Origin of the sequence: Mesorhizobium sp. B2-6-2 (assembly GCF_006440615.1) — a bacterium.
GTDB lineage: Bacteria > Pseudomonadota > Alphaproteobacteria > Rhizobiales > Rhizobiaceae > Mesorhizobium.
Genome location: NZ_VFUG01000004.1, coordinates 363,433 through 388,134 on the forward strand (window position 1 = coordinate 363,433; position 24,702 = coordinate 388,134).

Consider the following 24,702-nt stretch of genomic DNA (forward strand, 5'->3'; position numbering starts at 1 on the left):
GTTTCCATGGGCGACCACGACCCGCATCTTCGCACGCCATCGGGCAAGCCGCGCCTGCGCGCCTTCGGAATCGCGCTCGACGGCATGCCCGGCCGTTTCAACGCCATCACCGACGTGCCGGGCGTGTCGGTGGGCTACACGACGCTGATTTCAGGCGACGGCCCGCTGCAGGTCGGCAACGGTCCGGTGCGCACCGGCGTGACCGCGATCCTGCCCAGGCCGGCTCAGGAACTCGCGACGCCGGTATTCGCCGGCGTGTTCAGCCAGAACGGTAATGGCGAGCTGACTGGAACGCATATCATCGAGGAAACCGGCGCCTTCAATTTCCCGGTCACCATCACCAACACGCATTCCTGCGGCGTGACCCGCGATGCCACCTTGCGCTGGATGCATCGCGTCTTGCCGGCCGCGCTCGACAGCGGCTGGGGCCTGCCGGTGGCGGCCGAGACCTATGACGGCTTCCTCAACGATATCAACGGCCATCATGTGAGCGTCGACCATGTGGTCGCGGCACTCGACAGCGCCAGCAATGGGGCCATCGAGGAAGGCAGCGTCGGCGGCGGAACCGGCATGATCACCTTCGGCTTCAAGGCCGGATCCGGCACCGCCTCGCGCGTCGTCGCATGGCAGGACAGGCGCTACATTCTCGGCGTGTTCGTGCAGGCGAATTTCGGCAAGAGGCACAATTTCACCATTCGCGGCCGGCGTGTCGGCCCAGAATTGGCCCAGCCGGCCATCCGCGAGGGCGCGCCCCGCGCCGAAAAGGGCTCGATCATCGCCGTCGTCGCCACCGATGCGCCGTTCCTGCCGCATCAGATGAAGCGGCTCGCCCGGCGCGTGCCGCTCGGCATCGCCATGACCGGCGGATATGGCTATCACAGTTCTGGCGACATTTTTCTCGCCTTCTCTACCGCCAATGCCGAGGCCGCGCTGGCGCTTTCAGGCCGCATCGCCCGCGCGGAATTCATTCCGGACGTCGACGTCGACCCGTTCTTCGACGCGGTCGTGCAAGGCGTGGAGGAAGCGATCCTCAACGCATTGGTCGCCAATGCGGATATGACGGGGCGCGACGGCAATTTCGTGCCGGAGCTGCCGAAGGAATGGCTGAAAGAAAAATTCGGCTGAGAAACGGCGCTGCCGGCCTGTGGCAGGCGGGTCTTTATTCCGAGTTGTCCGGCTTGACTTCGCTGGTGCCCTCTTCGGCGGCTTCCTCGAGGCGCGAGGCGATCAGCTCCTGGATGTCGCCGACCTCTTCCTGAATGTCCTCGAGCAGAATGCCTGCCTCGGCCGCCTTGGCGCAGCACTCCCTGGCGAGGGTCTCGGCCTGCTTGTCGATCTTGATCGGCAAATCCTGGCATTGGACTTTCTCGCCAATCCATCCGCGCAAGAACTCGATCGCATGTTCACTCATACTGCTTTTTCCCTAGCGGCAAAGCCGGTTGGTAGCCATGAACGTCCGCACCCCTGCAAAGGATGCATGCCCCATTCGACCCGAGTCGGCCTCGACCGGCAAGACACCTTGTCCGTGGGATAAGACATCCCGCCCAAAGGACAAGAGATCTTGCCCATGATCCGCGGAGCCGAAGGAATGGAAGGGTTCAAGGTGCACGTTCAGATCATCGAGAGTGATGGTACCGTTGGCTGGGATCGAACCAGCGACCTCCGGATCCACAATCCGGCGCTCTAACCAGCTGAGCTACAACGGCCTGCCTGCCTGAGCTGGATCGAGGTGAAAGCTTCATTCTCCGTGATCCGCTCTGTCGTTCGGCGATGCGTCAAATACGGGCTATCGGATTCTAATTCAAGGGCCTTGATAAGGTAAACGATTGGTTTCCTCATCCGCCTGTCGTCAAGGCAAAAGAAAAGGCCGGCGGGAGGAGGTGCCGGCCTTTTCCTGTTACGAGCCAGCGGGAGGAGGTGCTGGCTGGTCACCCCGGAAACGGAGGGAGGAGGTTCCATTTCCGGGTATCTGGTTGCTCAACCTATCGCACGACTATTTGTCTGACGAAATGCGACGTTTTGATGCATCGCAGGGTTGTGCGCTGAAATCAGGCGGCCTTGACGTCCTTCATCGCCTTCTCGAAGGCGCTCTTGACCGGCTTGGAGACGTCCTCGACCGCCTTGGTGGCAACGGTCTGGAACTCCTTGGCCTGCTCGACGGCCATTTCGACACGCTTGCGCAGGAAGGAGGTCTGCAGCTCGACCACTTCCGAAAGGGTCTTGGCGCCGACCAGGGCTTCGAGGTGCGAGAAGCTGGCCTCGGCATTGGCGCGCAGCGCGGCGATGGCCTTCAGCGAAACGTCGCTGGAAACGGTCTTGGCGGTCTCGTAGGTCGACTCAAGAACCTTCTGGGTCTCCTCGGCGCCGGTCTTCAGCTTGGCATAGGCTTCCTTCGACTGCTCGACGCCCTTCTCGGCGAAGGCGCGGATCTGGTCGGTGGCCTGAGAAGCATCAAAGCTCGGGAATTCGACGTTTTCGATGGTCTCGGAGGGCTTGGCAGTGGTCTTGGACATTTTCCAACCTTTCGGGGCAGCGGCTTTGACAGAAAGCCGTCTCGTTCATGTATGATGGCAATATAAAGGATCTTTTTGTGCGTTGCAATATCTTTGCTGCACCGCACCATAAAAATCTTTCCCCTGCGTCAGCCACGAGAGCCGTTAACCAAGAGCCCAGAGATTTCGACCGATGCAAGCTTAGGCTTGTGGACCTCCGGGCCGCGGGCTTTTATTAACAAAGCGTTAACTGAAAAATGCCCGCTTCGGAGGGTTGGCCAGCGCATGCCGCCTGAAAACTACTCCTTCCTCGACGTTGCCGTGCTCGACGCGGTGCGCCAGCGCTTTGCCGCGGGCGATGCTTTGGCCATTCTGTCGGTCGACCTCGAACAGGTGATCTGGGCGAACGGTCCGGGGGCGTCGGCCTTCGGCTATCCGGATATCGAGGCGATCATCGGCGCCTCGGCGCGGCTGCCGCTGATCGCCCGCCGGCAGATCATGGCGACCAGCGGTTTTCCCGACATCGGCAGCGACCGCGCCGTCACGGTGAGGCTGGCCACCGGCATGGTGAGCCGCGCCGTCGGCTTTCTGGCCAGCGCAGTGACGATGCCGGACGGCGAGGCGGCAATCATGCTGGCTGTGCCGGCGGCGCAGACCACTTCGCGCAGCGCCGGCGAGATCGCTAGCCGCGCCATCGGCGGCTTTACCGAGGCCGGACATTTCATTGCCTTTGTCGACGCGCAAGGCGAGGTCGAGGCAGCCTCGGACGGCTTTGCGGCGCTCGGCATCGAGCCGCGGACGTTGGCTGCCCTGGTTGCGGATGTGGCAAGCAGCGGCGACCGCATCGTCAAACGCCTCGTGCCGGGCACCGATACCGCCTACCCGGCCGGTTTTGCGCGGCTCACCGATACGCGCCATCTGCTGGTGGTGATCGACGAGGCGCAGCTCGACGACTCCGATAGCGGCCAGGACGATCGGCCGGCCGCCGACCAAGGCGATCGGACCGGCGATCAGGGAATTGCGGCGCCAGAGGCGGTTAGCGTTCCGCCCCAAGGTGAAAGTGCTGCAATCGAGCCCGGGTCTCAGCCTGTCCAGGACAATCCAGTGCCTACCGTGGCGGCTGGCAAAGAGGACGAGCCGGCGCCAGAGGCCCCCGACGGCGACGCACGGCCCGACGCGGAGAGCCGGACCTTGGCCGGCCAGCGGTCTACCCGGACCGACCATCAGGCCCACACCGCCGGCGCCGGCCAGCACGACCATTGGTATTTCAATGCCGGCGACGATAGCGCCGGGCATGCTCAACCGGCAGCGCCGGCGAAGGACGAGCCGGAAGGTGCCGCCGCAGCCGAAGGCCAAGATGCTGGCGAAGCCGCTGCACGCGAAAAATCAGCCCAGCCGGGCCCGCCGCGCGACATCGACCGGTCGGCGCCCCCATTGCGCTTCGTCTGGCGCACCGACGCCGAAGGTCGGTTCAGCGCGCTGTCGCCCGAATTCGCCGACATCGTCGGCCAGCCTGCCGCCGATGTGATCGGCCGCCGCTTCAAGGATGTCGCCGCCACTTTCGGCCTCGACGCCTCGGGCGAGATCGCCGGCCTGCTCGACCGGCGCGATACCTGGTCCGGCCGCTCGGTGCTGTGGCCGGTGGCCGGAACGGGTCTGAAGATCCCCGTCGATCTGGCAGCCCTGCCCGTCTATGGCCGCAGCCGCGCCTTCGAGGGTTTTCGCGGCTTTGGCGTCGCGCGCAGCGCCGATGCCGTGGTCGATCCGGAAGCGCTTGGCATGGCTCTGGTGCCGAACGCCGCCCCCGCTGAGGCCACTTCCGGCGGAGCCGACGCGTCGGGCGAGCAGCCGGCAGAGCATGCGCCGCCGGAGAAGCCAAAGCCCGAAGACCCCTTCCGGGGCGAAGTGCCGGCATTGACCATCGTGCCGAAGCCGGAGCGGCGCTTTGCCGACAAGGTGATAAGGCTGGCCGAGCATCGCCAGCCGGCCAACGACAAGCAACCGGGAAGCGACACGCCGGCAAATCAGAAGGGGCTGTCGATCCTCGAGCGCAGCGCCTTCCGCGAGATCGGCGAGCGGCTGCGCAAGGACAGTTCCGCCCCTGCCGAGGAACGCGCCCCCGAAGCCGACAAGCAGCCCGATGCCGCTGTTGCCAGCGAGGACGCGGCAACGGTGAAGGAAGCGGCCAGCGAAACAAGGGCCGACGCAAGCCAGCCGCTTCCACCCGACGCGGCGGAGCACGACGGTTCCGCCCAGGGCACGAGCTTGTCCACGCCCTCGGAAGCCGACGACGCGAAGGCCGCGGAAGCGGAGACCGAGGCGGAAGACCAGGAAGACCTGGCGCGGCTCGACGGCATCGATGGCGCCGCCGAGGTAGACGACGCCGGCCAGGCCGAGAGCTCGGCCGTTTCCGGTTCGCTGCTCAACTTTGCCGATGGCGAGAAACCCACGGAAGACGCCGGCGTCGCGCCGGTTTCCCAGAGCGAGCAAGCGGAGAGCGCCCGGGAGGCTGCCGAACCTGCTTCCGTGGAGCCGCAGCGGTCCGTCGAACAGCCTGCCGCGCAGCCGGTCGCTACCGGCCAGCCCGCCTCCGAGGCGACGGCCGACGACGACAGCATGACCGCCGACGATTTCCGCGATGCGCAGGACAATGAGGATTGGGCAAGCTCCGACGCGGATATCGCCAAGACCAGGGAAGAACAGGCGGAAGAAGCGGCAGCGCCGTCGCGGCTGCGCCTCGACGTGCCTCCGCTCAAACCGTCGGGTTTTGTGCCGTCCGCGTTGTCGACCGGAGAGGAAGCCAAGGCCCCCGACACGTCCATCCTGGCCAGGCTGCCTGTGCCGCTGCTCATCCATTCGGGCGACATGCTGCATTATGCCAATGACGCCTTCCTCGAACTCACCGGCTATGATGCGCTGGACGACCTCGCGGATGCAGGCGGCCTGGGTGCGCTCTTCGCCGACCCTTATGCCGAGGACGCCGCTACGGACGAAAGCGACCACTCGCTGAAGCTCAAGACCCGCCAGGGCCTGGAATTCCCGATCGACGCGCTGCTGCGCTCGGTGCCGTGGCGCGGCGGCAAGGCGCTGATGCTGGTGGTGCGGCGCTCCGGCGAGGACGATGCGGCGCATTTCACCGCCGCGAATGACGAACCGGCACTGCAGCCGGACGTGCCGGAACTGAAATCGCGCATTGCGGAGATGCGCACCATCATCGATACCGCCACCGACGGCGTCGTGCTGATCGGCCGTGACGGCAACATCCGCTCGATCAGCCGGCCGGCCGAAGCGCTGTTCGGTTTCGACAGCGACGAGGTCGCGGGCAAGCCCTTTGCCTCGCTGTTTGCCATAGAAAGCCAGCGCGCGGCGCGCGACTATCTGGCCGGGCTTTCGGAGCCGGGTGTCGCGAGCGTGCTAAATGACGGCCGCGAGGTCATCGGCCGCGAGGCGCAGGGGCGTTTCATCCCGCTGTTCATGACCATCGGCAGGCTGCCCAACGACAGCGGCTTCTGCGCCGTCGTGCGCGACATCACGCAATGGAAGCGGGCCGAGGAAGACCTGACGCAGGCACGCGCAGTAGCCGAGCGCGCCTCCTCGCAGAAGACCGATTTCCTGGCCCGCATCAGCCACGAGATCCGCACGCCGCTCAATGCCATCATCGGCTTTTCCGAGCTGATGGTAGACGAGAAATTCGGTCCGATCACCAACGACCGCTATCGCGACTACCTGCGCGACATCAACCGCTCGGGCAACCATGTGCTCGACCTCGTCAACGACCTGCTCGACATCTCCAAGATCGAGGCCGGCCAGCAGGAGATGGATTACGAGGCGGTGTCGCTCAACGACACGCTGGCCGAGACGGTGGCGATGATGCAGCCGCAGGCCAATCGCGAACGGGTCATCATCCGCTCCAGCTTCGCCTCGCGGCTGCCGGAAGTTGTGGCGGATCTGAGAAGCGTGCGTCAGATCGCCCTCAACATCCTGTCCAACGCCATTCGCTACACCCAGGCCGGCGGCCAGGTGATCGTCTCGACCGCCTACGAGGCCTCGGGCGATGTCGTCATGCGCGTACGCGACACCGGCATCGGCATGACCCAGGCCGAGATCGAGCAGGCGTTGAAACCGTTCAAGCAGATCAATGCGCTGAAGCGCGGACGCGGCGACGGCACTGGCCTCGGCCTGCCCCTCACCAAGGCCATGGTGGAGGCGAACCGCGCCCGTTTCGCCATCACCTCGACGCCCGGTGAAGGAACCCTGGTCGAGGTCGGCTTCCCCTCGACGCGCGTGCTCGCCGAATAATTTTGCATGGGACTGCGACGGCAAAGAAAAAGGCGTCCAAGAGGACGCCTTGAGAAATGGGATGCTGTCACAACGGGGGCTTGAGCTGAACCTCAGGGGACGAGGAACGGGATTTCTCCCTCAAGTTACACGCGACTATCAGCGTCGTCTCTTAACAAGTCCTTACCGGGCCGCGAAAAAATTTACGAATGTGTACCACCCGTGAAATCTAGGTAAATTCGCCGGACAGATTTCGTTAACCACATCGGTCAGCTTGCCAGCTGCGGCAGGTCGCGGAACAGCTCCAGCGCCTCGGGATTGGCGAGCGCTTCCTTGTTCTTCACGGCACGGCCGTGGACCACGTCGCGCACGGCGAGCTCGGTGATCTTGCCGGACTTGGTGCGCGGGATGTCGGCGACGGCGACGATCCTGGCCGGCACGTGGCGTGGGCTGGCGCCGGTGCGGATCCTGGCGCGAATGCGCTTTTCCAGATCCTCATCCAGGGTAACGCCGGCGGCGAGCCGCACGAACAGCACGACACGGACATCATTGTCGAAATCCTGGCCGATGCAGAGCGCCTCGAGGATTTCCGGCATCTGCTCGACCTGATTGTAGATCTCGGCCGTGCCGATCCGCACGCCGCCCGGATTGAGCGTGGCATCGGAGCGGCCGTGGATGATCATGCCGCCATGTTCCGTCCATTCGGCGAAGTCGCCATGGCACCAGACATTGTCGAAGCGCTCGAAATAGGCGGCGTGATATTTCTTGCCTTCGGGGTCGTTCCAGAAGCCGATCGGCATCGACGGGAAGGCCTTGGTGCAGACAAGCTCGCCCTTCTCCTGCCTGACAGGCTTGCCGTCGTCGTCCCAGACGTCGACCGCCAGGCCAAGGCCAGGGCCCTGGATCTCGCCGGTCCAGACCGGCTCGGCCGGCACGCCGAGCACGAAGCAGGAGACGATGTCGGTGCCGCCCGAGATCGACGCCAGGTGCACGTCCTTCTTGATGCCATCATAGACGAAGCGGAAATCCTCCGGCGACAGCGGCGAGCCGGTGGAGGAGATGGTGCGCACGCTCGACAGATCGTGGCTCGCGATCGGCTTCAGGCCGGCCTTGCGAACCGAATCGATGAACTTGGCCGAGGTGCCGAAATAGGTCATCTTCTCGGCATCGGCGAAATCGAACAGCGCGTTGCCGTCGGGGTAGAAAGGCGAGCCGTCATAGAGCAGCAGCGTCGCGCCGGAGGCGAGGCCCGAGACCAGCCAGTTCCACATCATCCAGCCGCAGGTGGTGAAATAGAACAGGCGATCGCCGTCGAGCAGGCCGGCATGCAGCCGGTGTTCCTTGACGTGCTGGATCAGCGTGCCGCCGGCCGAATGCACGATGCATTTCGGAATGCCGGTCGTGCCCGAGGAAAAAAGGATGTAGAGCGGATGCGCGAAGGGCAGCCGCTCGAAGCTCACGGGCTTTGCGGCAAAGGGCGAGAGCGCGTCTTCGAGCGCGGCTGCCTTGCCGATGGTGGCGGCAACGTCGCTCGAGGTGCCGAGATAGTCGACGATCAGCACCTTGCTCAGGCTTGCCAGCTTGTCCGCGACAGCGCGGATCTTGTCGGCCACCTCGATCGCCTTGCCGTTGTACCAATAGCCGTCCGGCGCGATGAAGACGACCGGCTCGATCTGGCCGAAGCGGTCGAGCACGCCCTGCTCGCCGAAATCGGGAGAGCATGACGACCAGACCGCGCCGATCGAGCTTGCCGCCAGCATCGCGGCGACGGTTTCGGGCATATTCGGCATCATGGCGGCGATGCGGTCGCCGGCGTTGACGCCGAGCGACAGGAAGAGCTGCTGCAGGCGCGAGGTCAGCGCGTGGAGCTCGTTCCAGGAGAGCCGCCGCTCGACCTTGTCCTCGCCGCGAAAGACGATCGCCTCGCCGGCGCCGGTTTTCTGCAAAAGGTTCTCGGCGAAATTGAGCCTGGCGTCGGGAAAGAAAGCTGCGCCGGGCATCCGCTCGCCGTCGACGAGGCGCCGCTCGCCCTTGTCGCCGACAAGCGCGCAGAAATCCCAGACCAGGTCCCAGAAGGCTTCGCGGTTGTCGATCGACCAGCGATGCAGTTCGGCATAGCCGGAGAAAGAACGCGCGGCCTTTGCCTCCGCGGCCTTCATGAACGCGGTCATCGGCGCTGCGTCGATCCGCTCCTGCGTCGGGGTCCACAAAGGTGTGTCGGCGGCCATGATCGCTCCTCCCAAAGCGTCGCGTTCGAGCCAGTTAAGCCCAACGTCGCATATGCCATCGTCCCAGAAACGGCGTGCGATTGCGGATCGGGATCGTGCAGACCGCTTATGCATATTGCGGCGCAGCAGAGCAAGATTTTGTTCGGACGACCCATGGCGGCCGCTGTGCAAATGCCATCGCAAGGCCATAAAGACTTGAAAAGCGTCGGCGCTCGGTTACACCCGTCGGGCGGTTTTGTCGGCAACGAAAGCATACGGGGCGAAATGCGATCATCTCTGATCCGGCGCGGGGTGTGGGCGATCGGCGTTGCCGTGCTCGTCATCGCGCTCGCGGTCGCGGCGCTGCCGCTGATTGCCTCGACCCGCATCGTGCGCGACCGTATCGCTTGGGAATTGAGTGCCTGGAGCGGCTTCAGAGTCACGATCGACGGCTCGCCGCGCATCGAGGTGTGGCCGAAATTCCGGGCCATCCTCAGCGACGTGACGCTGTCGCAATGGACCGAGACCGAAGCGCCGCCGGTGGTCGAGGCCGATCGCGTGGAAGTCGATCTCTCCGCCATGGCGGCTTTGCAGGGCAACGTCGCTTTCTCGACCGCCAGGCTGGTGCGCCCGACGATCAGGGTGCAACGCACCGCCAGCGGTTTCTATCTGCCGCCGCTTCCGACCGGCGGGCGCATCACGCGCTCGATCGACACCGCGCGCGGCGTGGTCGCCGCCAACCCGCAGAAGCCGGATCTCGGCAAATTGCCGTCCGATCCGTTCGGCACCGTCGAATTCCGCGATGGACGCGTGGTGACTTCGGTTGACGGCAAGGACATCGAAATCCTGAGCAGCCTGAGCGGCCAGGTGAACTGGGAAGCGATGAACAGCGAGGCGTCGCTGACCGCGAGCGGAATCTGGCGCGGCGAAAGCATGCAGCTCGATTTCTCCTCGGCGAAACCGCTGGTGCTGTTTGGAGGAGGGGCGGCACCCGTCACCTTTTCCTTCAAGGCGGCTCCCGCGACATTCTCCTTCGACGGCACGGCCTCGATGTCGGACAACGCCTATCTGGACGGCCAGGCGAAGTTTGCCGCGCCGTCGCTGCGGCGCGTGCTGGAGTGGTCGCAGGCAGGGATCGCGCCGGGTGCTGCGATCGGCGCGGTCTCGATCGCCAGCAAGGTGAACGCCTCGGCAGGGCGCGCGAAATTCGAGAACACCACGGTCACGCTCAACAACAACCCGGGCATGGGCGCGCTGGATTTCTCCGTCGCCGAGGGGAACCCGGTGATTGCCGGCACGCTCGCCTTCGACACGCTGGATCTCAGATCTTTCCTGTCGGCTTTCACGCCTGTCGCGCCGACCGGCGAGGCCGGCCCCGGCGATGTCGACACCAGTTTCGCCGACCGCATCAATCTCGACCTCAGGCTGTCGGCGGCGCATGCCATGGCGGGGCCGGTCCAGCTCGCCGACGTCGCGGCGACCGCGCAGGTCAAGAACGGTCTTGCCGTCTTCGACATATCCGACGCGTCGGCCTTCAACGGCAACATCCAGAGCAGCCTGCGCTTCGACCGCAAGCCGGAAGGCACGCAGGTCGAGATGCGGCTCCTGGCATCGGACGTAGATACGGGCGCCTTTGCCACGGCGGCGGGAATGACGCGGCTGGTGCCGGCCAGCACCGGGACCGTATCGGTCATCCTCAAGGGACCGGGCAAGGCCTGGAATTCCATCTTCGAGAATGCCGACGGATCGTTCTCGGCGACGTTGGGTCCGGGCACTATCAACGGGCTCGACCTGCCGGCCTTCCTCAAGCGCAACCAGCAGGGCGGCTTCTTCGCGCTCGACGACGTCGCCAATGGATCGCTGCCGATCGATGGCGCCGAGATCAAGGCAAGCATTTCGAAGGGCGTGGCGCGCCTGGACAAGGCCGAGATCAATGGTCAGAAATACAAGATCTGGCTGTCCGGCATCGCCTCCTATGTCGGACGCGGGCTGGCGCTCTCGGGCGGCGTGGTGCCCAACGGACAGCCGGCGCAGCAGCCGCAGCAGGCCAACAGTCAGGCCGCCAGTCCGGCTCCCGCGCCGCCGAGCCAGCCGCTGTTCTTCGTCGGCGGCAACTGGAGCGCGCCGTTCATATCGCCGATCGCTCCCGGCGTTTCAGGCCAGTAAATGCGAGGGACGCAAAGCGTCCCCGCTTCTGGTCACGCTCAACCGCGCTGCGCGGCCCGTTCGTCGAGCTGGCGCTGGATCTCGCGCCGCTTGTTGGCGATCGAGGCGATGATGACGCCGACCGCCACCACCGCGATCAGGATGGTGCAGGCGGCGTTGATTTCGGGCGTCACGCCGAGGCGCACCTGGCTGTAGATCTTCATCGGCAGCGTGGTGGCGCCGGGACCCGAGGTGAAGCTCGCGATGACCAGATCGTCCAGCGAGAGCGTGAACGCCAGCATCCAGCCGGAGATGATCGCCGGCAGGATGACCGGCAAGGTGATCTGGAAGAAGGTCTTCACCGGAGGCGCGCCGAGATCCATCGCCGCCTCCTCCAGCGAACGGTCGAACGTGACCAGCCGCGACTGCACAACGACGGCGACGAAGCACATGGTGAAGGTGATGTGGGCGAGCGTCACCGTGACGAAACCGCGGTCGAGCCCGACGGCGACGAAGAGCAAGAGCAGCGAGAGGCCCGTTATGACTTCCGGCATGACCAGCGGCGCGAAGACCATGCCCGAGAAGAGCACACGTCCCTTGAAGCGCGTGTAGCGCGTCAGCGTGATGGCGGCGAGCGTGCCGAGCACGGTGGCGACGGTCGCGGAGATGACGCCGACGCGCGCCGTCACCCAGGTGGCGTCCATCAGACCCTGATTGTGGAACAGCGATACGTACCATTTGGTCGAAAAGCCGCCCCAGACGGTGACGAGCTTGGATTCGTTGAAGGAAAAGACGATCAGAAGCACGATCGGCAAATAGAGGAAGGCAAAGCCCAGCACGATCGAGGTGATGTTGAAGCGGCTCCAGGTCGAGTTCATCTGCCCTGCTCCTGTGCCTTGGCCTGAGCCTGCTGGAAGAACATGATCGGGATGGTCAGCACCAGGAGCAGGATGACGGCCACCGCCGACGAGACCGGCCAGTCGCGGTTGGAGAAGAACTCGTTCCAGAGCGTCTTGCCGATCATCAGCGTCTGCGAGCCGCCGAGAAGGTCGGGGATGACGAACTCGCCGACGGCCGGGATGAACACCAGCAGGCAGCCGGCGACAACGCCTGGCAGCGACAGCGGGTAGGTAATCTTCCAGAAGGCGCCGGTCGGCGGACAGCCGAGGTCCTGCGCGGCCTCGATCAGCGAATAGTCCATCTTCTCCAGCGAGGAATAGAGCGGCAGCACCATGAAGGGCAGGTAGGAATAGACGATGCCGATGAAGATAGCGGTGTAGGTGTTGAGGATCACCAGCCGCTGGCTGATCAGGCCGGTGGCGAGCAGAACCTGATTGAGCAGGCCCTCGGGTTTCAGGATGCCGATCCAGGCATAGACGCGGATCAGGAACGAGGTCCAGAAGGGCAGGATCACCAGCATCAGCAAGGTCGGGCGGATCGTGGCCGGCGCCCGCGCCATGCCATAGGCGATCGGATAGCCGACGATCAGGGTGAGTATCGTCGAGATTCCCGCGATGACCAGGCTCGTCACATAGGCGTTGAAATAGAGCGCGTCCTGGGTGAGCCAGGTATAGTTATCGAAGTTGAGGTCGCGGACGCCGGCGAAAAATCCCGAAACGCCGTCCTTGAAGCCGAGCACCGGCGTATAGGGAGGCATCGAGATCGCCGTTTGCGACAGCGAAATCTTGAACACGATGATGAAGGGAACAAGGAAGAAGAACAGCAGCCAGAGATAAGGGACGATGATGACGAGGCGGTTGACGAGGCCTGTTGCCAGCCTCGCCGGCAGCGTTGCGGTGTCGGTCGATTGGGCGGCGGTCGCTGCGATATCCGTCATCTCAGCCTCCTACCTGGTCAACACGACGCCGGCATCGGGCCGGAAGGAGACCCAGGCGCGATCGTTCCAGGTGAGCGGATCCTCGGTTATGCGCGAGGCGTTCAACGCGCTTGCCCGCACCATCTGACCGTCGTCAAGCTTGATATGATAGACGGTCATGTCGCCGAGATAGGCGACGTCGTAGACCTCGCCTTCGAGCGCGTTGACGGCATCGGCCGGCTTTTTCGAGGAGACCTTGATTTTCTCCGGCCGGATCGCGAAGACGATGTCGGAGCCGGCAGCGGCGTTGCTGCCGTTGTCGACGACGATCTGCGCTCCTGTCGCGCCGGTGATGCGCGTGGTGCTTGTCGTATGTTCGGCAACCTTGCCTTCGAACATGTTCACATTGCCCACGAAATGCGCAACGAAGCGCGAGGCCGGCGCCTCGTAGATCTCGGCAGGCGTCGCGACCTGCATCACCTCGCCCTTGTCCATGATGGCGATGCGGTCGGCCATGGTCATGGCCTCCTCTTGGTCGTGGGTGACGACGACGAAGGTGAGGCCGAGCTCCTGCTGCAGGTCCATCAGCTCGAACTGCGTTTCCTCGCGCAGCTTCTTGTCCAAAGCGCCGAGCGGCTCGTCGAGGAGCAGAACCTTCGGGCGCTTGGCGACCGAGCGGGCAAGCGCCACGCGCTGGCGCTGGCCGCCCGAGAGCTGGTGCGGCTTGCGCTTGGCGAACTGCTCGAGCTTGACGAGCTTCAGCATCTCGGTCACGCGCTTTTCGACGTCGGGTCCAGGCATGCCTTCCTGCTTGAGGCCGAAGGCGATGTTTTTTTCCACCGTCATATGCGGGAACAGCGCGTAGGACTGGAACATCATGTTGACCGGCCGCTTGTAGGGCGGGATGCCGCGCAAATCCTGTCCGTCGAGGAAGATGCGGCCCGCCGACGGCTCCTCGAAGCCGGCGAGCATCCTGAGCAGGGTCGACTTGCCGCAGCCCGAAGCGCCGAGCAGGGCGAAGAATTCGCGCTCGAAGATGGTCAGCGACAGGTTGTTGACGGCGGTGAAGTCGCCGAACTTCTTGGTCACCTTGTCGAACTGGATATACGGCTTGGCGTTCGGGTCGTTCCAAGGCGAGAAATCCCTGCGGATGCTGCCAAGCGATTTCATGGTCCCCACTCCGTTACTTTCTTAAAATTCCCCAAAACAAAGCGACCCCGGCAGCTGGCTGCCGGGGTCGCTTCTCAATGCTTATTGGCCGGTGACGATCTTGGTCCAGGTGCGCGTGATGACGCGCTGTGTCTTGGGATCGTATGGCGCAACCGTGTACAGCTTCTTCGTCGTCTCTTCGTCCGGATAGACCGCAGGATCTTCCAGGATCGCCTTGTCGATGAATTGCTGCGAAGCCTTGTTGCCGTTGGCATAGAGCACGTAGTTCGACGATTTGGCGATGACTTCGGGCGTCATCATATAGTTGATGAACTCGAGCGCTTCGGCGACATGCGGCGCATCCGCGGGGATCGCCATCTGGTCGAACCACATCTGGGCGCCTTCCTTCGGCACCGAATAGCCGATCTCGACGCCCTGCTTGGCTTCCTCGGCGCGGTTGCGCGCCTGGAAGACGTCGCCCGACCAGCCGATCGCCAGGCAAATGTCGCCGTTGGCCAAAGCGTTGATGTATTCGGACGAATGGAACTTGCGGATATAGGGCCGGACCTTCAGCAACGCTTCCTCGGCCTTGGAAATATCATCGGGCGAGGTGCTGTTGGGGTCGAGCCCGAGATATTTCAGCGCCGCCGGAATGATGTCGGCGGGAGAGTCCAGCACGTAGACGCCGCAATCCTTCAGCTTGGCCAGCTTGTCCGGATTGAAGAACACGTCCCAGCTGTCGATCTTGTCGGTGCCGAGCGCCGCCTCAACCTTCTTGACGTTATAGCCGAGGCCGACCGTGCCCCACATATAGTTGACCGAATATTCGTTGCCCGGATCGTATTTGGCGGTGCGCTCGGAGATGACGTCCCACATGTTGGAGATGTTGGGCAGCTTCGACTTGTCGAGCTTCTGGAACACGCCCGCCTGGATCTGGCGCGCCAGGAAATTGGCGCTCGGTACGACGACGTCATAACCGCTGCCGCCGGCAAGCAGTTTCGTCTCCAGTATCTCGTTGGAATCGAAGGTGTCGTAGACGACCTTGATGCCGGTCTTCTTAGTGAAATCGTCGATGATCGAGCTGTCGATATAGTCCGACCAATTGTAGACGTTGACGACGCGGTCTTCGGCATGGCCGCTTATTGTGAAAAGCGTCAGAAATGCCGACGTCGCCGAAAGCCAAAGCGCTTTGCGGATCATGGTGTTCTCCTTCGGTGAGTGTTCCCTCGCCGGCTCGTCGCGATATGGCGGCGCGGCGTTCGTTTCAGACTATTGAGCTTTCCGGAGAGCGACAAGCGTGAACTGCCCACGCTAGGGTCGATCAAGGCATTGAGGTTCGAGGCGTTCCACCCACCCAGGCGAGGCACCCGGGCGGCGTCAACGGCATTCACCGTGGCGTAAGCTGAGCTATGACGATGCAGTCCGGTCCCGAGCAGGCCGGCGGAGTCACTTGGCAAGATACGCCTGTATTGTTGTTGCCGTGATCGCAGCCTGCCCGCCCGACAACTGGGTTGTCAATGGGGGAGGCTGCCTAAAGCGCGTCACGCTGAAAGGGATTCAGGCGAAGCGCTTTAAGTCTTTGTTTTGATGCATGTCGTTCTTCCAAAACCGCTGCGCACTTTTGGGCGACATGCATTAACGTCAATTGGGCGACGGCAGGCCGGTTACGCCGGGACGTGCAGGCCGCGCCTGTCGCTTGAACTCCAGACCGATATGGACGAGCAGTGCCGTGACGACGACCGCGCCGCCGATGATGGTGCGCACCGACGGCACTTCGGAATGGACAAGCCAGACCCAGATCGGCCCAAGGATCGGCTCGAAGGTGCCGAGCAGCGCCGCGATCGCCGCCGGCACCAGCCGCGCGCCCATGGCGAAAAAGGCGAGGCCGACGCCGAGGTTGATGACGCCGAAGGCGAAGAGGAAGCCCATGTCGCGCCCCGACACCGCGAATGTCGAGGCCTGGGAAGCGGCGAACGCACCGGCAAGCAGCGCGCCGAGACAGGTGGCCGGCACCATGCGCACATGGGCAAAGCGCCGGGTGATCACGGTCGCGAGCGAAAACATCACAGCGATCAGCAGCGCCAGGCCGTCGCCGATCGGCGAGACGGCGCCGCCCAGGGATTCGGAAACCATGATGGCGACGCCGGCGATGACGGCGGCGATCGCGATCCAGGTGGCCGGGGCGACCCTTTCGCGAAACAGCAGCCAGGCAAGGAGCGCCGCAAGCAGCGGCACGCCGGCCTGCATCAGGAGGATGTTGGCGACCGTGGTGTAGGCAAGCGCCACCACGAAGCTGGTCGAGGCGGTGGCGAAGCAGAAGGCGACGCCAAGCCCTGGCGGTCCCATGTGCCGAAAGAGCTTCAGGGTGCCGCGCCAGCCGTCGCGCCACAGCATGAAGGCGATCAGAAAGGCCACGGCCCACAGCGAACGCCAAAACACCACGGTCCAGCTGTCGCCGACATGGATGAAACGGGCGATGGCGCCACCGAAGCTCCACATAAGCGCCGAAAGGAAGACCAGGAGCATGCCGATCCGCTCCTCGCGAGGCGAGACGGCCGGCAAGGCAGTGGAGGACGGGGCGGCGCGGGGCGAGGCGGTATCGGTCATGGACATGACTGTCAGCGGGTTGCGTTCGATGCAGCAAGGACAACAAGACTTGTGTCTTAGACGACAGAACTGTGCCTCAGAAAGAATTATGCCTCAATCGCGTAGCGCAAAGACGCCGGCCCGGCGTGATCCAGCACCCGGCGAGGCTTGGGACACATCCGCCGGCGTCATCCTTGAAAATCGAAGGCGCTGAGGCCCGTCACCATCTCGTCGAGGCCGAGCGGGCGCGTCACCGGCGGCTCGGCGCGCGCCAGGCAGCCGACGCGCTCGCAAAGCCTGCAGGCAGGGCCTACCGGCGTGCCGAAGCCTTGCCCGGGCTTGTCGGCGGCTGCGGCCGGCAGCGCCGCGCCATAGACGATATCGTCGCGAAAGCCGATATCGCAGCCTAGCAGGAGCGCGGTGCGGCGCGGCCGTTCGGAGAAGGCGCCCTGCGGACCTTCCAGCGTGCGGGCAATGCAGAGGAATTCGGCGCCGTCCGGCATCTCGACCGCTTCGACGAGGATCTGGCCGGGCTGCGAGAACGCCGCATGGACGGGAAGCTTGGGGCAGCCGCCGCCGAAGCGGCTCTGCGGATAGCCCTGGCTGCCCGCCTTGCGGAAGCGGTTGCCGGCATTGTCGACTTCCAGCATGAAGAACGGCACGCCCGCCGCGCCCGGCCGCTGCAGCATGGTCAGTCGATTGGCCGCCTGCTCGAAAGAGACGCCGAAGCGAGAACGCAGGACGTCGATGTCGTAACGACCGCGAACGGCGGCGGCATGGAAAGCCTGATAGGGCATCATCAGCGCATGCGCGGCATAGCGGCCGAGCTCGAAGCGAGCGAGCCGGCGGGCCTCGTCGGTACCGAGCTTCAGCGCCTGGATCTCAGCCGCGACGGCTACCGACATGCGTATGAGGCTCGCCTCCATCGCGACTTCGCGCAATTGGTCGAAAGGCGACAGCCGCTCGGACAGGAAGAGACGCTGCGAATGGCGGTCGTAGCGGCGGCGCCAGTTGGGCATGGTGGCGACCGGTAGCACCTTGACGACGATGCCGTGCTCGCGCCTCAGCCAGGCTTTGAGCGCGCCGAACAGATCGTCACCAGGGTCGAGCACCGATGTGAAAGCCTCCGCCTCCTCTTCCAGCGAAGCAAAGTGGTTCGGCCGGCGCTCAAATACGTCATGGACTTCGTCGGAAGGCAGGCGGGCGCCGGACAGTGCGGTTGCCCTGCCCTCCTTCGCCAGAAGCTGGTTGAGGTCGGACAGGCGCTCCGCCTGCTCGCGATAGGCGCGAAAGAGTTTCACCATCGCCGCCGAAGCGTTCGGCGCTGTTTCGGCGAGGTCGATCAGTTCCTGATCGCCGGGCAGTTCGCCGGCAAGAAGCGGATCGCTGAAGGCCTCTCGCAAGGCCGCGATCGAGCCTTTTGTCTCGCCCTGCAATTCATGCGGATCGACCTTGTAGACGGAGGCAAGCTTGAGGATGAGCTGCACCGTCAGCGGTCGCTGATTGCGCTCGATCAGGTTGAGATAGGATGGCGAGATGCCCAGCGCCTCGGCCATCGCCGTCTGGGTCAGGCTCCTGGCGTTGCGCAGCCGGCGCAGCCGCGGCCCGGCGAAGATCTTCTGGTCGGCCATCCCTGCCATCCTTGACAAGAATTTACATGCTTATCAAGCCCGGCGCTCGTTCGCCGCTTTTACAATCGTGACAAATTTACAGAGCTGACTTGTCAATGGCAACACAGCTTTTCCTTTATTTTCTGAGATATCTTGCGGTTTTTCTAGGTGCCTTTCGCGCTGCAATGTAAACGATGTCATACGCAAGACGTCGCAGAACATGCCTTTGCGATGCAGCGCTGACGCAGTTCCCAAATGATCCGGAGTGACCAATGACCGATTTTTACAACCTCGTCCCCTCCGCGCCGGAAGGCCGTTTCGACGGCATCGAGCGCCCCTACTCGCCGGAGGATGTGAAGCGGTTGCGCGGCTCCGTGCAGATTCGCCAGACGCTGGCCGAGATGGGTGCGAACCGGTTGTGGAAGCTCATCCACGAGGAGGATTTCGTCAATGCGCTGGGCGCGATGTCGGGCAACCAGGCCATGCAGCAGGTTCGGGCCGGGCTGAAGGCGATCTATCTCTCGGGCTGGCAGGTGGCGGCCGATGCCAACACCGCCTCGGCGATGTATCCAGACCAGTCGCTTTACCCGGCCAATGCGGCGCCGGAACTGGTCAAGCGCATCAATCGCACCTTGCAGCGCGCCGACCAGATCGAGACATCCGAAGGCAACGGGCTGTCGGTCGAGACCTGGTTCGCGCCGATCGTGGCCGACGCGGAAGCCGGCTTCGGCGGCCCGCTCAACGCCTTCGAGATCATGAAGGCCTTCATCGAGGCCGGCGCCGCGGGCGTCCACTATGAGGACCAGTTGGCGTCGGAAAAGAAGTGCGGCCATCTCGGCGGCAAGGTTCTGATCCCGACCGCGGCGCATATCCGCAACCTCAACGCGGCGCGCCTTGCAGCCGACGTGATGGGCACGCCGACGCTGGTCGTGGCGCGCACCGACGCAGAGGCGGCGAAGCTTTTGACCTCCGATATCGACGAGCGCGACAGGCCGTTCGTCGACTACGACGCCGGTCGCACGGTCGAGGGCTTCTACAATGTCAGGAACGGCATCGAGCCTTGCATCGCGCGCGCCGTGGCCTATGCGCCGCATGCCGACCTGATCTGGTGCGAGACCTCGAAGCCGGATCTGGCGCAGGCCAGGAAATTCGCCGAGGGCGTGCGCAGGCACCATCCGGGCAAGCTGCTCGCCTACAATTGCTCGCCGTCCTTCAACTGGAAGAAGAACCTCGACGACGCGACGATCGCGAAGTTCCAGAAGGAGCTCGGCGCGATGGGCTACAAGTTCCAGTTCATCACGCTCGCCGGCTTCCACCAGTTGAACTTCGGCATGTTCGAGCTGGCGCGCGGCTACAAGGACCGTCAGATGGCCGCCTATTCGGAACTGCAGGAGGCCGAGTTCGCGGCCGAGGCCCGCGGCTACACCGCGACCAAGCACCAGCGAGAGGTCGGCACCGGCTATTTTGACGCCGTGTCGATGGCGATCAGCGGCGGCCAGTCTTCGACCACCGCCATGCATGAATCGACCGAGCACGCCCAATTCAGGCCGGCGGCCGAGTAACGGATAACAACCAGAGGCAACGCCCGCAGGGCATTTACACGGAGGAGAAGACCAATGGCATCGATAAGCCGCGTCAAGGAGAGGGCAGAAGAGCAATCGAGCGCGATGAGCGTCGACCAGCAGGCAACGATCCGCATGCTCGCCAACGATCTGCACAGGCTCAACCAATCGGTCATGAAGGCAGTCGAGGCCGGCGTATCGGTGGAGCTGGTGCGTTCGGCCAGGCACCATGGCGGCGACGGCAACTGGGGAGACCTTTTGATCCCGGTGATCGTTACCCAGCAGAGTCACACTTGACGTAACGTCAACAGTCTCGGCGATAGTCTCCCGCGCGCTATACGCTCGGAAGACTATCGCATTTTTTCGATTTGCCTTCGTCGCCGAGAGGTACGACTTGCGCTGAATTCCAGAATTTCTTGCTATATTTTCGACGTCGATCGTTTCAGCTTGACAGCGGCTGTGATCTCACTCAATTGTGCCTCAGGTTTCAACCCTGCATTGAACCAGAGTGCCTTCCCGCCGATGTGTCCCGCCGACCCAGCCGACCACCCCAAAAAACATTCGAAACCGGCAGACCGGACCGGCGCGATCACGGCTGATTTTTCAAAGGTGCTCGTCGTCGGAAAATCGTCGATCAACCGGGTTGTGGTGTCGAAAATCGTCGAGAAATCGGGACTGAAGCCGATCTCGGAGCCACCCGAGATCGCCGAGAAGACACTGACCGGCCAACTGCCCGGCGCCGTCATTTTGGACGGCGGACCGGACAACATGGATTGCGATCGGCTGATATCGGCCATCGACGCGCTGCGGCGCGCCTCCGGCAAGCCGCTGCCCGCGGTGATCCTGCTTTCAACCAAGAATGGCACGCCGGAAAGCCTCGGCCTGTCAAGCGTGGTCGATGCGGTGGTTGCCAAGCCGATCACGCCCGAGCGGCTGCAACCGGTGGTCGATCGCCTGGTCGGGCGCGGCTGAGGATTCCAGAAAAAGGTGCGCAGCGGCCGTCCGCCCGCAATTGCGTAAAACAACATGTTAGAGCGGGCCAGCGTTTCTATCGACGCTGAACTGCCCTGGTGCACCCCCCAGCGCTTCGTCAGCCCGTCGCGGCTATGCTTTCGATCAGCGCGGGCAATTCGCTCAGGTCGGCGATCTGCCGGAAACGCGGCGCCGCGACCGGCGCTTCGGCATGCTCGGCCGCCCAGGTCAAATCGTGCGGGACATAGATGCCCCAGCCGCCGGCGTCGATGGCCGGGATGACATCCGACTTCAACGAGTTGCCGACCATCATGCTCCGTTGCGGTCCGTCGCCATGGCGGCTGAAGATGCGGGCATAGGTGGCGGCGCTCTTGTCGCTGACGATCTCGACGGCGTCGAAAAGCTCGCCCAGTCCCGATTGCGCCAGCTTGCGCTCCTGATCCATGAGGTCACCCTTGGTGATCAGCACCAGGCGATAGCTGCCTGCCAGCTTCTCGACGGTCTCACGCGCATGCGGCAGCGTCTCGATCGGGTGGCTGAGCATGTCGCGGCCGGCAGCCAGGATTTCCGCGATCGTCGAGGCAGCAACGCGGCCTTCGGTAACCTCGATCGCCGTCTCGATCATCGACAGCATGAAGCTCTTTATGCCGAAGCCATAGACGCCGAGATTGCGCTTTGCGGCTTCAAGCAGGTTCGCGGAAATCCGGCTTGCGTCGCCGTGCTCGGCAAGCATGGCGATGAAGCGCTGTTCGGTCATGCGGAAGAACTGCTCGTTCTGCCACAGCGTGTCGTCGGCATCGAAACCTATCGTCGTCAGATGAGAGGCGGGCATATGCGGCACCGTTCTTCATGAACGGCCGGTTTAGCCGTTGTTATGGCCTGCCGCCAGCCTGAAGACGGGCGTGCGCCCGGCACCTCCCCTTCCCTTTCCCCGTTGCGCCCGGCTATAGTTCGAAATCCGCAACACAATCTGGTGAATGATGCCGCCTGAAAAAAAGGAAGTCCGTCCGTCAAGCCGGGGGGGACGCGCTCGCACGCCTGCATTCCTGAAAAACGAACGCGGCGTGAAGAACTGGAAGGAAGCCAGCGCCTGGCTCGAATGGCGCGGCATCGAGGACATCGAGTGCATCACGCCCGACCAGGCTGGCGTCGCCCGCGGCAAGATGATGCCGTCGAAGAAATTCACCTCCAACACCTCGTTGGCGCTGCCTTCGGCCGTGTTCATGACGACGATCTCGGGCGGCTATCCCGAGGACGGCAACGGCTTCCATTATCCCGAGGACGATGGCGACCTGAAGCTTTTGCCCGATCTTTCAACGCTGACGGCGGTGCCCTGGGAAGAAGATCCGACGGCAGCAGTGATTTGCGACCTCGTCCACCAGGACGGCCGCTCGGTCGAGTTCACGCCGCGCAACGTGCTGAAGCGCGTGCTTGCCGCCTACGACGAGCGCGGCCTGAAGCCGGTGGTGGCGCCCGAGATCGAATTCTATCTGGTGCGCAAGAACCCGGATCCCGACTATCCGCTGACACCGCCGGTCGGGCGCTCGGGCCGGCCGATCGGCGGCGGCGCCGGCTATTCGATCGCCGGCGTCAACGAGTTCGACGAACTGATCGACGACATCTACCATTTCTCGGAACGGCAGGGCCTGGAGATCGACACGCTGATCCATGAGGAAGGCGCCGGCCAGCTCGAGATCAATTTGCGACACGGCAACCCGATCGAGCTGGCCGACCAGGTCTTCATGTTCAAGCGCACCATTCGCGAGGCGGCGCTGAAGCATGAGATCTACGCCACCTTCATGGCCAAGCCGATCCAGGGCCAGCCGGGCTCGGCCATGCACATCCACCAGTCGGTGGTCGACAAGAAGACCGGCAAAAACATCTTCTCGGCCGAGGACGGCTCCGAGACCGATGCCTTCTTCCACTTCATTGGCGGCATGCAGAAGCATGTGCCGAACGCGCTGGTGATGTTTGCGCCCTACGTCAATTCCTACCGCCGGCTGACGCAACAGGCCTCGGCTCCGGTCAACAACAAATGGGGCTATGACAACCGCACGACCGCCTTCCGCGTGCCGCGCTCGGACCCGGCTGCGCGACGCGTCGAAAACCGTATTCCATCCTCGGACGCCAACCCCTATCTGGCGCTGGCGGCGTCACTTGCCTGCGGGCTGATCGGCATGACCGCGAAGGTCAAAGCTGAGCCGCCGGTGCTGACCACGGCCAACGCTGATGAGATCGATCTGCCTCGCAGCTTGCTGGAAGCGGTCGACCTGTTCGAAGCCGACAAGGAGCTCTGCGCGCTCCTCGGCAAATCCTTCGCCGCCACATACGCGGCAATCAAGCGGGCCGAATTCGAGACCTTCATGGAAGTGATCAGCCCGTGGGAGCGGGAGTATTTGTTGCTGAATGTGTGAATGGCGACTTCGTCGCGTGAATGGTGAATAGTGAATGGTGAGTAGTTTCATCTTGGATGGGTGAGCGCGGCCAGCGCGGGGTTCGCAAAGCCATTCACTATTCACCATTCACTGGCGTTTCCATGTCCTACCAATCCCCCATCTCCCCCGGCCGTTCCTGGTATGAGGACACGGTCGGATCCCGACCTGAATATCCGGCTCTCGACGGCGACCGTATTTGCGACGTCGTCATCGTCGGCGGCGGCTTCACTGGTCTTTCAGCCGCAGCGCATCTTGCCAAGGCCGGAGCAAATGTCGTGCTGATCGATGCTTATCGCTTCGGCGACGGCGCGTCGGGGCGCAATGGCGGGCAGCTCGGCACCGGCCAGCGCGCCTGGGCGGAAGAATTGGAAGCCGAATACGGCCTTTCCCGCGCCAAGGCGCTGTTCGACCTGGCCGAAGAAGCCAAGGCGCATCTGCTGGACTTCGCCGCCGCCAACGCAATCGACATCGACTATATGCCGGGTCAGCTTTCGGTGGCGCACAAGCGGCGTTATGTCGACGACTACAGGCGCCACGCCGAGATCATGGCAAGCCGCTTCGGCTACCCGCATATAAGCTTCATGGACGCGGCGGAAACTGCGGAAAGGCTGGGCTCGACACGCTATTTCGGCGGCACGCGCGACACCGGCACGGGCCACATCCACCCGCTGAAACTGGTGATCGGCACGGCGAAAGTGGCGGCCGCCGCCGGCGCGCATCTCTTCGAGCAGACGCCGTCCACCGGCATCGTTTCCAATGGCGGCAAGGTGACGGTCACGACGCCCAGGGGCACGATCACAGCCGACAAATGCCTGGTCGGGGTCAATGCCTATGGCGGCAACCTGGAGCCGGTGAGCGCGGCGCACATCATGCCGATCGGCTCCTTCATCGGCGCGACCGTGCCGCTCGGCGCCACTTCCAAGGTGCTGCCGGGCGGCGAGTCGGTCGACGATTCTCGCTTCGTGGTGCGCTATTTCCGCAAGTCGAAGGACGGCCGGCTGTTGTTCGGCGGCCGCGAGATCTATGCCGTCAACGATCCGAAGGACATCCATATTCACATCCGAAGGCAGATCGCCGAACTCTACCCCGACCTTAAGGATGTCGAGATCACGCATGGCTGGGGCGGCTATGTCGGTATCACGATGCCGCGAAAGCCGTTCGTACGCGAAGTGATGCCGAAGGTGATTTCGATTGGCGGTTATTCCGGCCACGGCGTCATGCTGTCGAACTTCTTCGGCAAGCTCTATGCCGAGACCGTTGCCGGCAATCGCGACCGCTTGAAACTGATCGAGGATCTGAAAATCCCCGCCTTCCCAGGCGGCCGGCGTTTGCGCGCGCCGCTCTTGTTCCTGGCGCTGAACTGGTTCGCGCTGCGCGACAGGATTTGAAGCGGCCGCCCGGCCGAAGCCACCGATTCGGCACTGGCGGCCTCCACGCGGCAGGTTGTGGA

18 protein-coding genes and 1 tRNA gene are annotated in these 24,702 nt (G+C 63.7%); 8 read left to right on the top strand and 11 right to left on the bottom strand.

Going from position 1 to position 24,702, the window contains the following annotated elements:
- Positions 1-6 precede the first annotated feature (6 nt).
- Positions 7-1,125: a P1 family peptidase gene (locus tag FJ419_RS12245; RefSeq protein ID WP_140692260.1), complete on the top strand. Its 1,119-nt coding sequence runs from the start codon at positions 7-9 to the stop codon at positions 1,123-1,125.
- A 34-nt stretch (positions 1,126-1,159) separates the two neighbouring features.
- Here FJ419_RS12245 and FJ419_RS12250 read toward each other — a convergent pair whose 3' ends face one another.
- The 3 genes from FJ419_RS12250 to FJ419_RS12260 all read right to left on the bottom strand — a co-directional run bounded on the left by FJ419_RS12250 (position 1,160) and on the right by FJ419_RS12260 (position 2,513).
- Entirely contained in the window at positions 1,160-1,411 is a 252-nt protein-coding gene (locus FJ419_RS12250) for a DUF768 domain-containing protein (RefSeq protein ID WP_140692263.1), read from the bottom strand.
- 218 nt (positions 1,412-1,629) lie between these two features.
- Positions 1,630-1,706, bottom strand: a tRNA-His gene (locus FJ419_RS12255).
- 342 nt (positions 1,707-2,048) lie between these two features.
- A complete protein-coding gene (locus tag FJ419_RS12260) occupies positions 2,049-2,513 on the bottom strand; it encodes a phasin (protein WP_140692266.1) in 465 nt (154 codons plus the stop codon).
- A gap of 264 nt (positions 2,514-2,777) precedes the next feature.
- Between FJ419_RS12260 and FJ419_RS12265 the strand changes: the two genes are divergently transcribed.
- Entirely contained in the window at positions 2,778-6,791 is a 4,014-nt protein-coding gene (locus FJ419_RS12265; RefSeq protein WP_140692269.1) for a PAS domain S-box protein, read from the top strand.
- Positions 6,792-7,039: 248 nt separating this feature from the next.
- Here FJ419_RS12265 and FJ419_RS12270 read toward each other — a convergent pair whose 3' ends face one another.
- Positions 7,040-8,998: an acetoacetate--CoA ligase gene (locus FJ419_RS12270; RefSeq protein ID WP_140692275.1), complete on the bottom strand. Its 1,959-nt coding sequence runs from the start codon at positions 8,996-8,998 to the stop codon at positions 7,040-7,042.
- Between the two features lie 264 nt (positions 8,999-9,262).
- On the opposite strand from FJ419_RS12270, the gene FJ419_RS12275 reads away from it, so the two are divergent.
- Positions 9,263-11,143, top strand: a complete 1,881-nt coding sequence (locus tag FJ419_RS12275; protein ID WP_140692278.1) for an AsmA family protein — start codon at positions 9,263-9,265, stop codon at positions 11,141-11,143.
- A 38-nt stretch (positions 11,144-11,181) separates the two neighbouring features.
- Here FJ419_RS12275 and FJ419_RS12280 read toward each other — a convergent pair whose 3' ends face one another.
- The 6 genes from FJ419_RS12280 to FJ419_RS12305 form a co-directional block, all read right to left on the bottom strand.
- Positions 11,182-12,000 carry an ABC transporter permease subunit gene (locus FJ419_RS12280; RefSeq protein WP_140634982.1) on the bottom strand — a complete coding sequence of 273 codons (819 nt, stop codon included), beginning with the start codon at positions 11,998-12,000 and terminating at the stop codon, positions 11,182-11,184.
- The gene (locus tag FJ419_RS12285; protein WP_140692282.1) at positions 11,997-12,959 is read right to left on the bottom strand and encodes an ABC transporter permease subunit; all 963 of its coding nucleotides are present in this window, start codon (positions 12,957-12,959) and stop codon (positions 11,997-11,999) included. The genes FJ419_RS12280 and FJ419_RS12285 overlap by 4 nt, the downstream gene beginning before the upstream one ends.
- A gap of 9 nt (positions 12,960-12,968) precedes the next feature.
- Entirely contained in the window at positions 12,969-14,108 is a 1,140-nt protein-coding gene (locus FJ419_RS12290) for an ABC transporter ATP-binding protein (protein WP_140692285.1), read from the bottom strand.
- Between the two features lie 81 nt (positions 14,109-14,189).
- Positions 14,190-15,287: a polyamine ABC transporter substrate-binding protein gene (locus tag FJ419_RS12295; protein ID WP_140692288.1), complete on the bottom strand. Its 1,098-nt coding sequence runs from the start codon at positions 15,285-15,287 to the stop codon at positions 14,190-14,192.
- A gap of 441 nt (positions 15,288-15,728) precedes the next feature.
- Positions 15,729-16,694, bottom strand: coding sequence for a DMT family transporter (locus FJ419_RS12300; protein ID WP_140692483.1), 966 nt, complete (start codon positions 16,692-16,694; stop codon positions 15,729-15,731).
- 167 nt (positions 16,695-16,861) lie between these two features.
- On the bottom strand, positions 16,862-18,304 hold the full coding sequence (locus tag FJ419_RS12305) for an XRE family transcriptional regulator (protein WP_140692292.1): 1,443 nt from the start codon (positions 18,302-18,304) through the stop codon (positions 16,862-16,864).
- 251 nt (positions 18,305-18,555) lie between these two features.
- On the opposite strand from FJ419_RS12305, the gene aceA reads away from it, so the two are divergent.
- From aceA to FJ419_RS12320, 3 genes are all read left to right on the top strand, one after another.
- Positions 18,556-19,845 carry an isocitrate lyase gene (gene aceA / locus FJ419_RS12310; protein ID WP_140692295.1) on the top strand — a complete coding sequence of 430 codons (1,290 nt, stop codon included), beginning with the start codon at positions 18,556-18,558 and terminating at the stop codon, positions 19,843-19,845.
- 54 nt (positions 19,846-19,899) lie between these two features.
- Positions 19,900-20,142, top strand: a complete 243-nt coding sequence (locus tag FJ419_RS12315) for a hypothetical protein (protein WP_027168360.1) — start codon at positions 19,900-19,902, stop codon at positions 20,140-20,142.
- Positions 20,143-20,433: 291 nt separating this feature from the next.
- Positions 20,434-20,817, top strand: coding sequence for a response regulator (locus tag FJ419_RS12320; protein WP_140543484.1), 384 nt, complete (start codon positions 20,434-20,436; stop codon positions 20,815-20,817).
- A gap of 118 nt (positions 20,818-20,935) precedes the next feature.
- On the opposite strand, the gene FJ419_RS12325 is transcribed toward FJ419_RS12320, so the two are convergent.
- Complete coding sequence (locus tag FJ419_RS12325; protein WP_140692300.1) at positions 20,936-21,649, bottom strand: HAD family hydrolase; 714 nt, start codon at positions 21,647-21,649, stop codon at positions 20,936-20,938.
- A gap of 148 nt (positions 21,650-21,797) precedes the next feature.
- On the opposite strand from FJ419_RS12325, the gene FJ419_RS12330 reads away from it, so the two are divergent.
- Together FJ419_RS12330 and FJ419_RS12335 are read left to right on the top strand one after the other, a co-directional pair.
- Positions 21,798-23,231 carry a glutamine synthetase family protein gene (locus tag FJ419_RS12330; RefSeq protein WP_140692307.1) on the top strand — a complete coding sequence of 478 codons (1,434 nt, stop codon included), beginning with the start codon at positions 21,798-21,800 and terminating at the stop codon, positions 23,229-23,231.
- Between the two features lie 122 nt (positions 23,232-23,353).
- Entirely contained in the window at positions 23,354-24,640 is a 1,287-nt protein-coding gene (locus FJ419_RS12335; protein ID WP_140692310.1) for an FAD-binding oxidoreductase, read from the top strand.
- Positions 24,641-24,702: the final 62 nt, after the last annotated feature.

What these genes read in the sequence shown, in the direction of transcription:
- FJ419_RS12245 (WP_140692260.1), top strand. Translation starts at nt 7, where the DNA reads ATGGGCGACCACGACCCGCATCTTCGCACGCCATCGGGCAAGCCGCGC.
- FJ419_RS12250 (WP_140692263.1), bottom strand. Translation starts at nt 1,411, where the DNA reads ATGAGTGAACATGCGATCGAGTTCTTGCGCGGATGGATTGGCGAGAAA.
- FJ419_RS12260 (WP_140692266.1), bottom strand. Translation starts at nt 2,513, where the DNA reads ATGTCCAAGACCACTGCCAAGCCCTCCGAGACCATCGAAAACGTCGAA.
- FJ419_RS12265 (WP_140692269.1), top strand. Translation starts at nt 2,778, where the DNA reads ATGCCGCCTGAAAACTACTCCTTCCTCGACGTTGCCGTGCTCGACGCG.
- FJ419_RS12270 (WP_140692275.1), bottom strand. Translation starts at nt 8,998, where the DNA reads ATGGCCGCCGACACACCTTTGTGGACCCCGACGCAGGAGCGGATCGAC.
- FJ419_RS12275 (WP_140692278.1), top strand. Translation starts at nt 9,263, where the DNA reads ATGCGATCATCTCTGATCCGGCGCGGGGTGTGGGCGATCGGCGTTGCC.
- FJ419_RS12280 (WP_140634982.1), bottom strand. Translation starts at nt 12,000, where the DNA reads ATGAACTCGACCTGGAGCCGCTTCAACATCACCTCGATCGTGCTGGGC.
- FJ419_RS12285 (WP_140692282.1), bottom strand. Translation starts at nt 12,959, where the DNA reads ATGACGGATATCGCAGCGACCGCCGCCCAATCGACCGACACCGCAACG.
- FJ419_RS12290 (WP_140692285.1), bottom strand. Translation starts at nt 14,108, where the DNA reads ATGAAATCGCTTGGCAGCATCCGCAGGGATTTCTCGCCTTGGAACGAC.
- FJ419_RS12295 (WP_140692288.1), bottom strand. Translation starts at nt 15,287, where the DNA reads ATGATCCGCAAAGCGCTTTGGCTTTCGGCGACGTCGGCATTTCTGACG.
- FJ419_RS12300 (WP_140692483.1), bottom strand. Translation starts at nt 16,694, where the DNA reads ATGACCGATACCGCCTCGCCCCGCGCCGCCCCGTCCTCCACTGCCTTG.
- FJ419_RS12305 (WP_140692292.1), bottom strand. Translation starts at nt 18,304, where the DNA reads ATGGCCGACCAGAAGATCTTCGCCGGGCCGCGGCTGCGCCGGCTGCGC.
- aceA (WP_140692295.1), top strand. Translation starts at nt 18,556, where the DNA reads ATGACCGATTTTTACAACCTCGTCCCCTCCGCGCCGGAAGGCCGTTTC.
- FJ419_RS12315 (WP_027168360.1), top strand. Translation starts at nt 19,900, where the DNA reads ATGGCATCGATAAGCCGCGTCAAGGAGAGGGCAGAAGAGCAATCGAGC.
- FJ419_RS12325 (WP_140692300.1), bottom strand. Translation starts at nt 21,649, where the DNA reads ATGCCCGCCTCTCATCTGACGACGATAGGTTTCGATGCCGACGACACG.
- FJ419_RS12330 (WP_140692307.1), top strand. Translation starts at nt 21,798, where the DNA reads ATGCCGCCTGAAAAAAAGGAAGTCCGTCCGTCAAGCCGGGGGGGACGC.
- FJ419_RS12335 (WP_140692310.1), top strand. Translation starts at nt 23,354, where the DNA reads ATGTCCTACCAATCCCCCATCTCCCCCGGCCGTTCCTGGTATGAGGAC.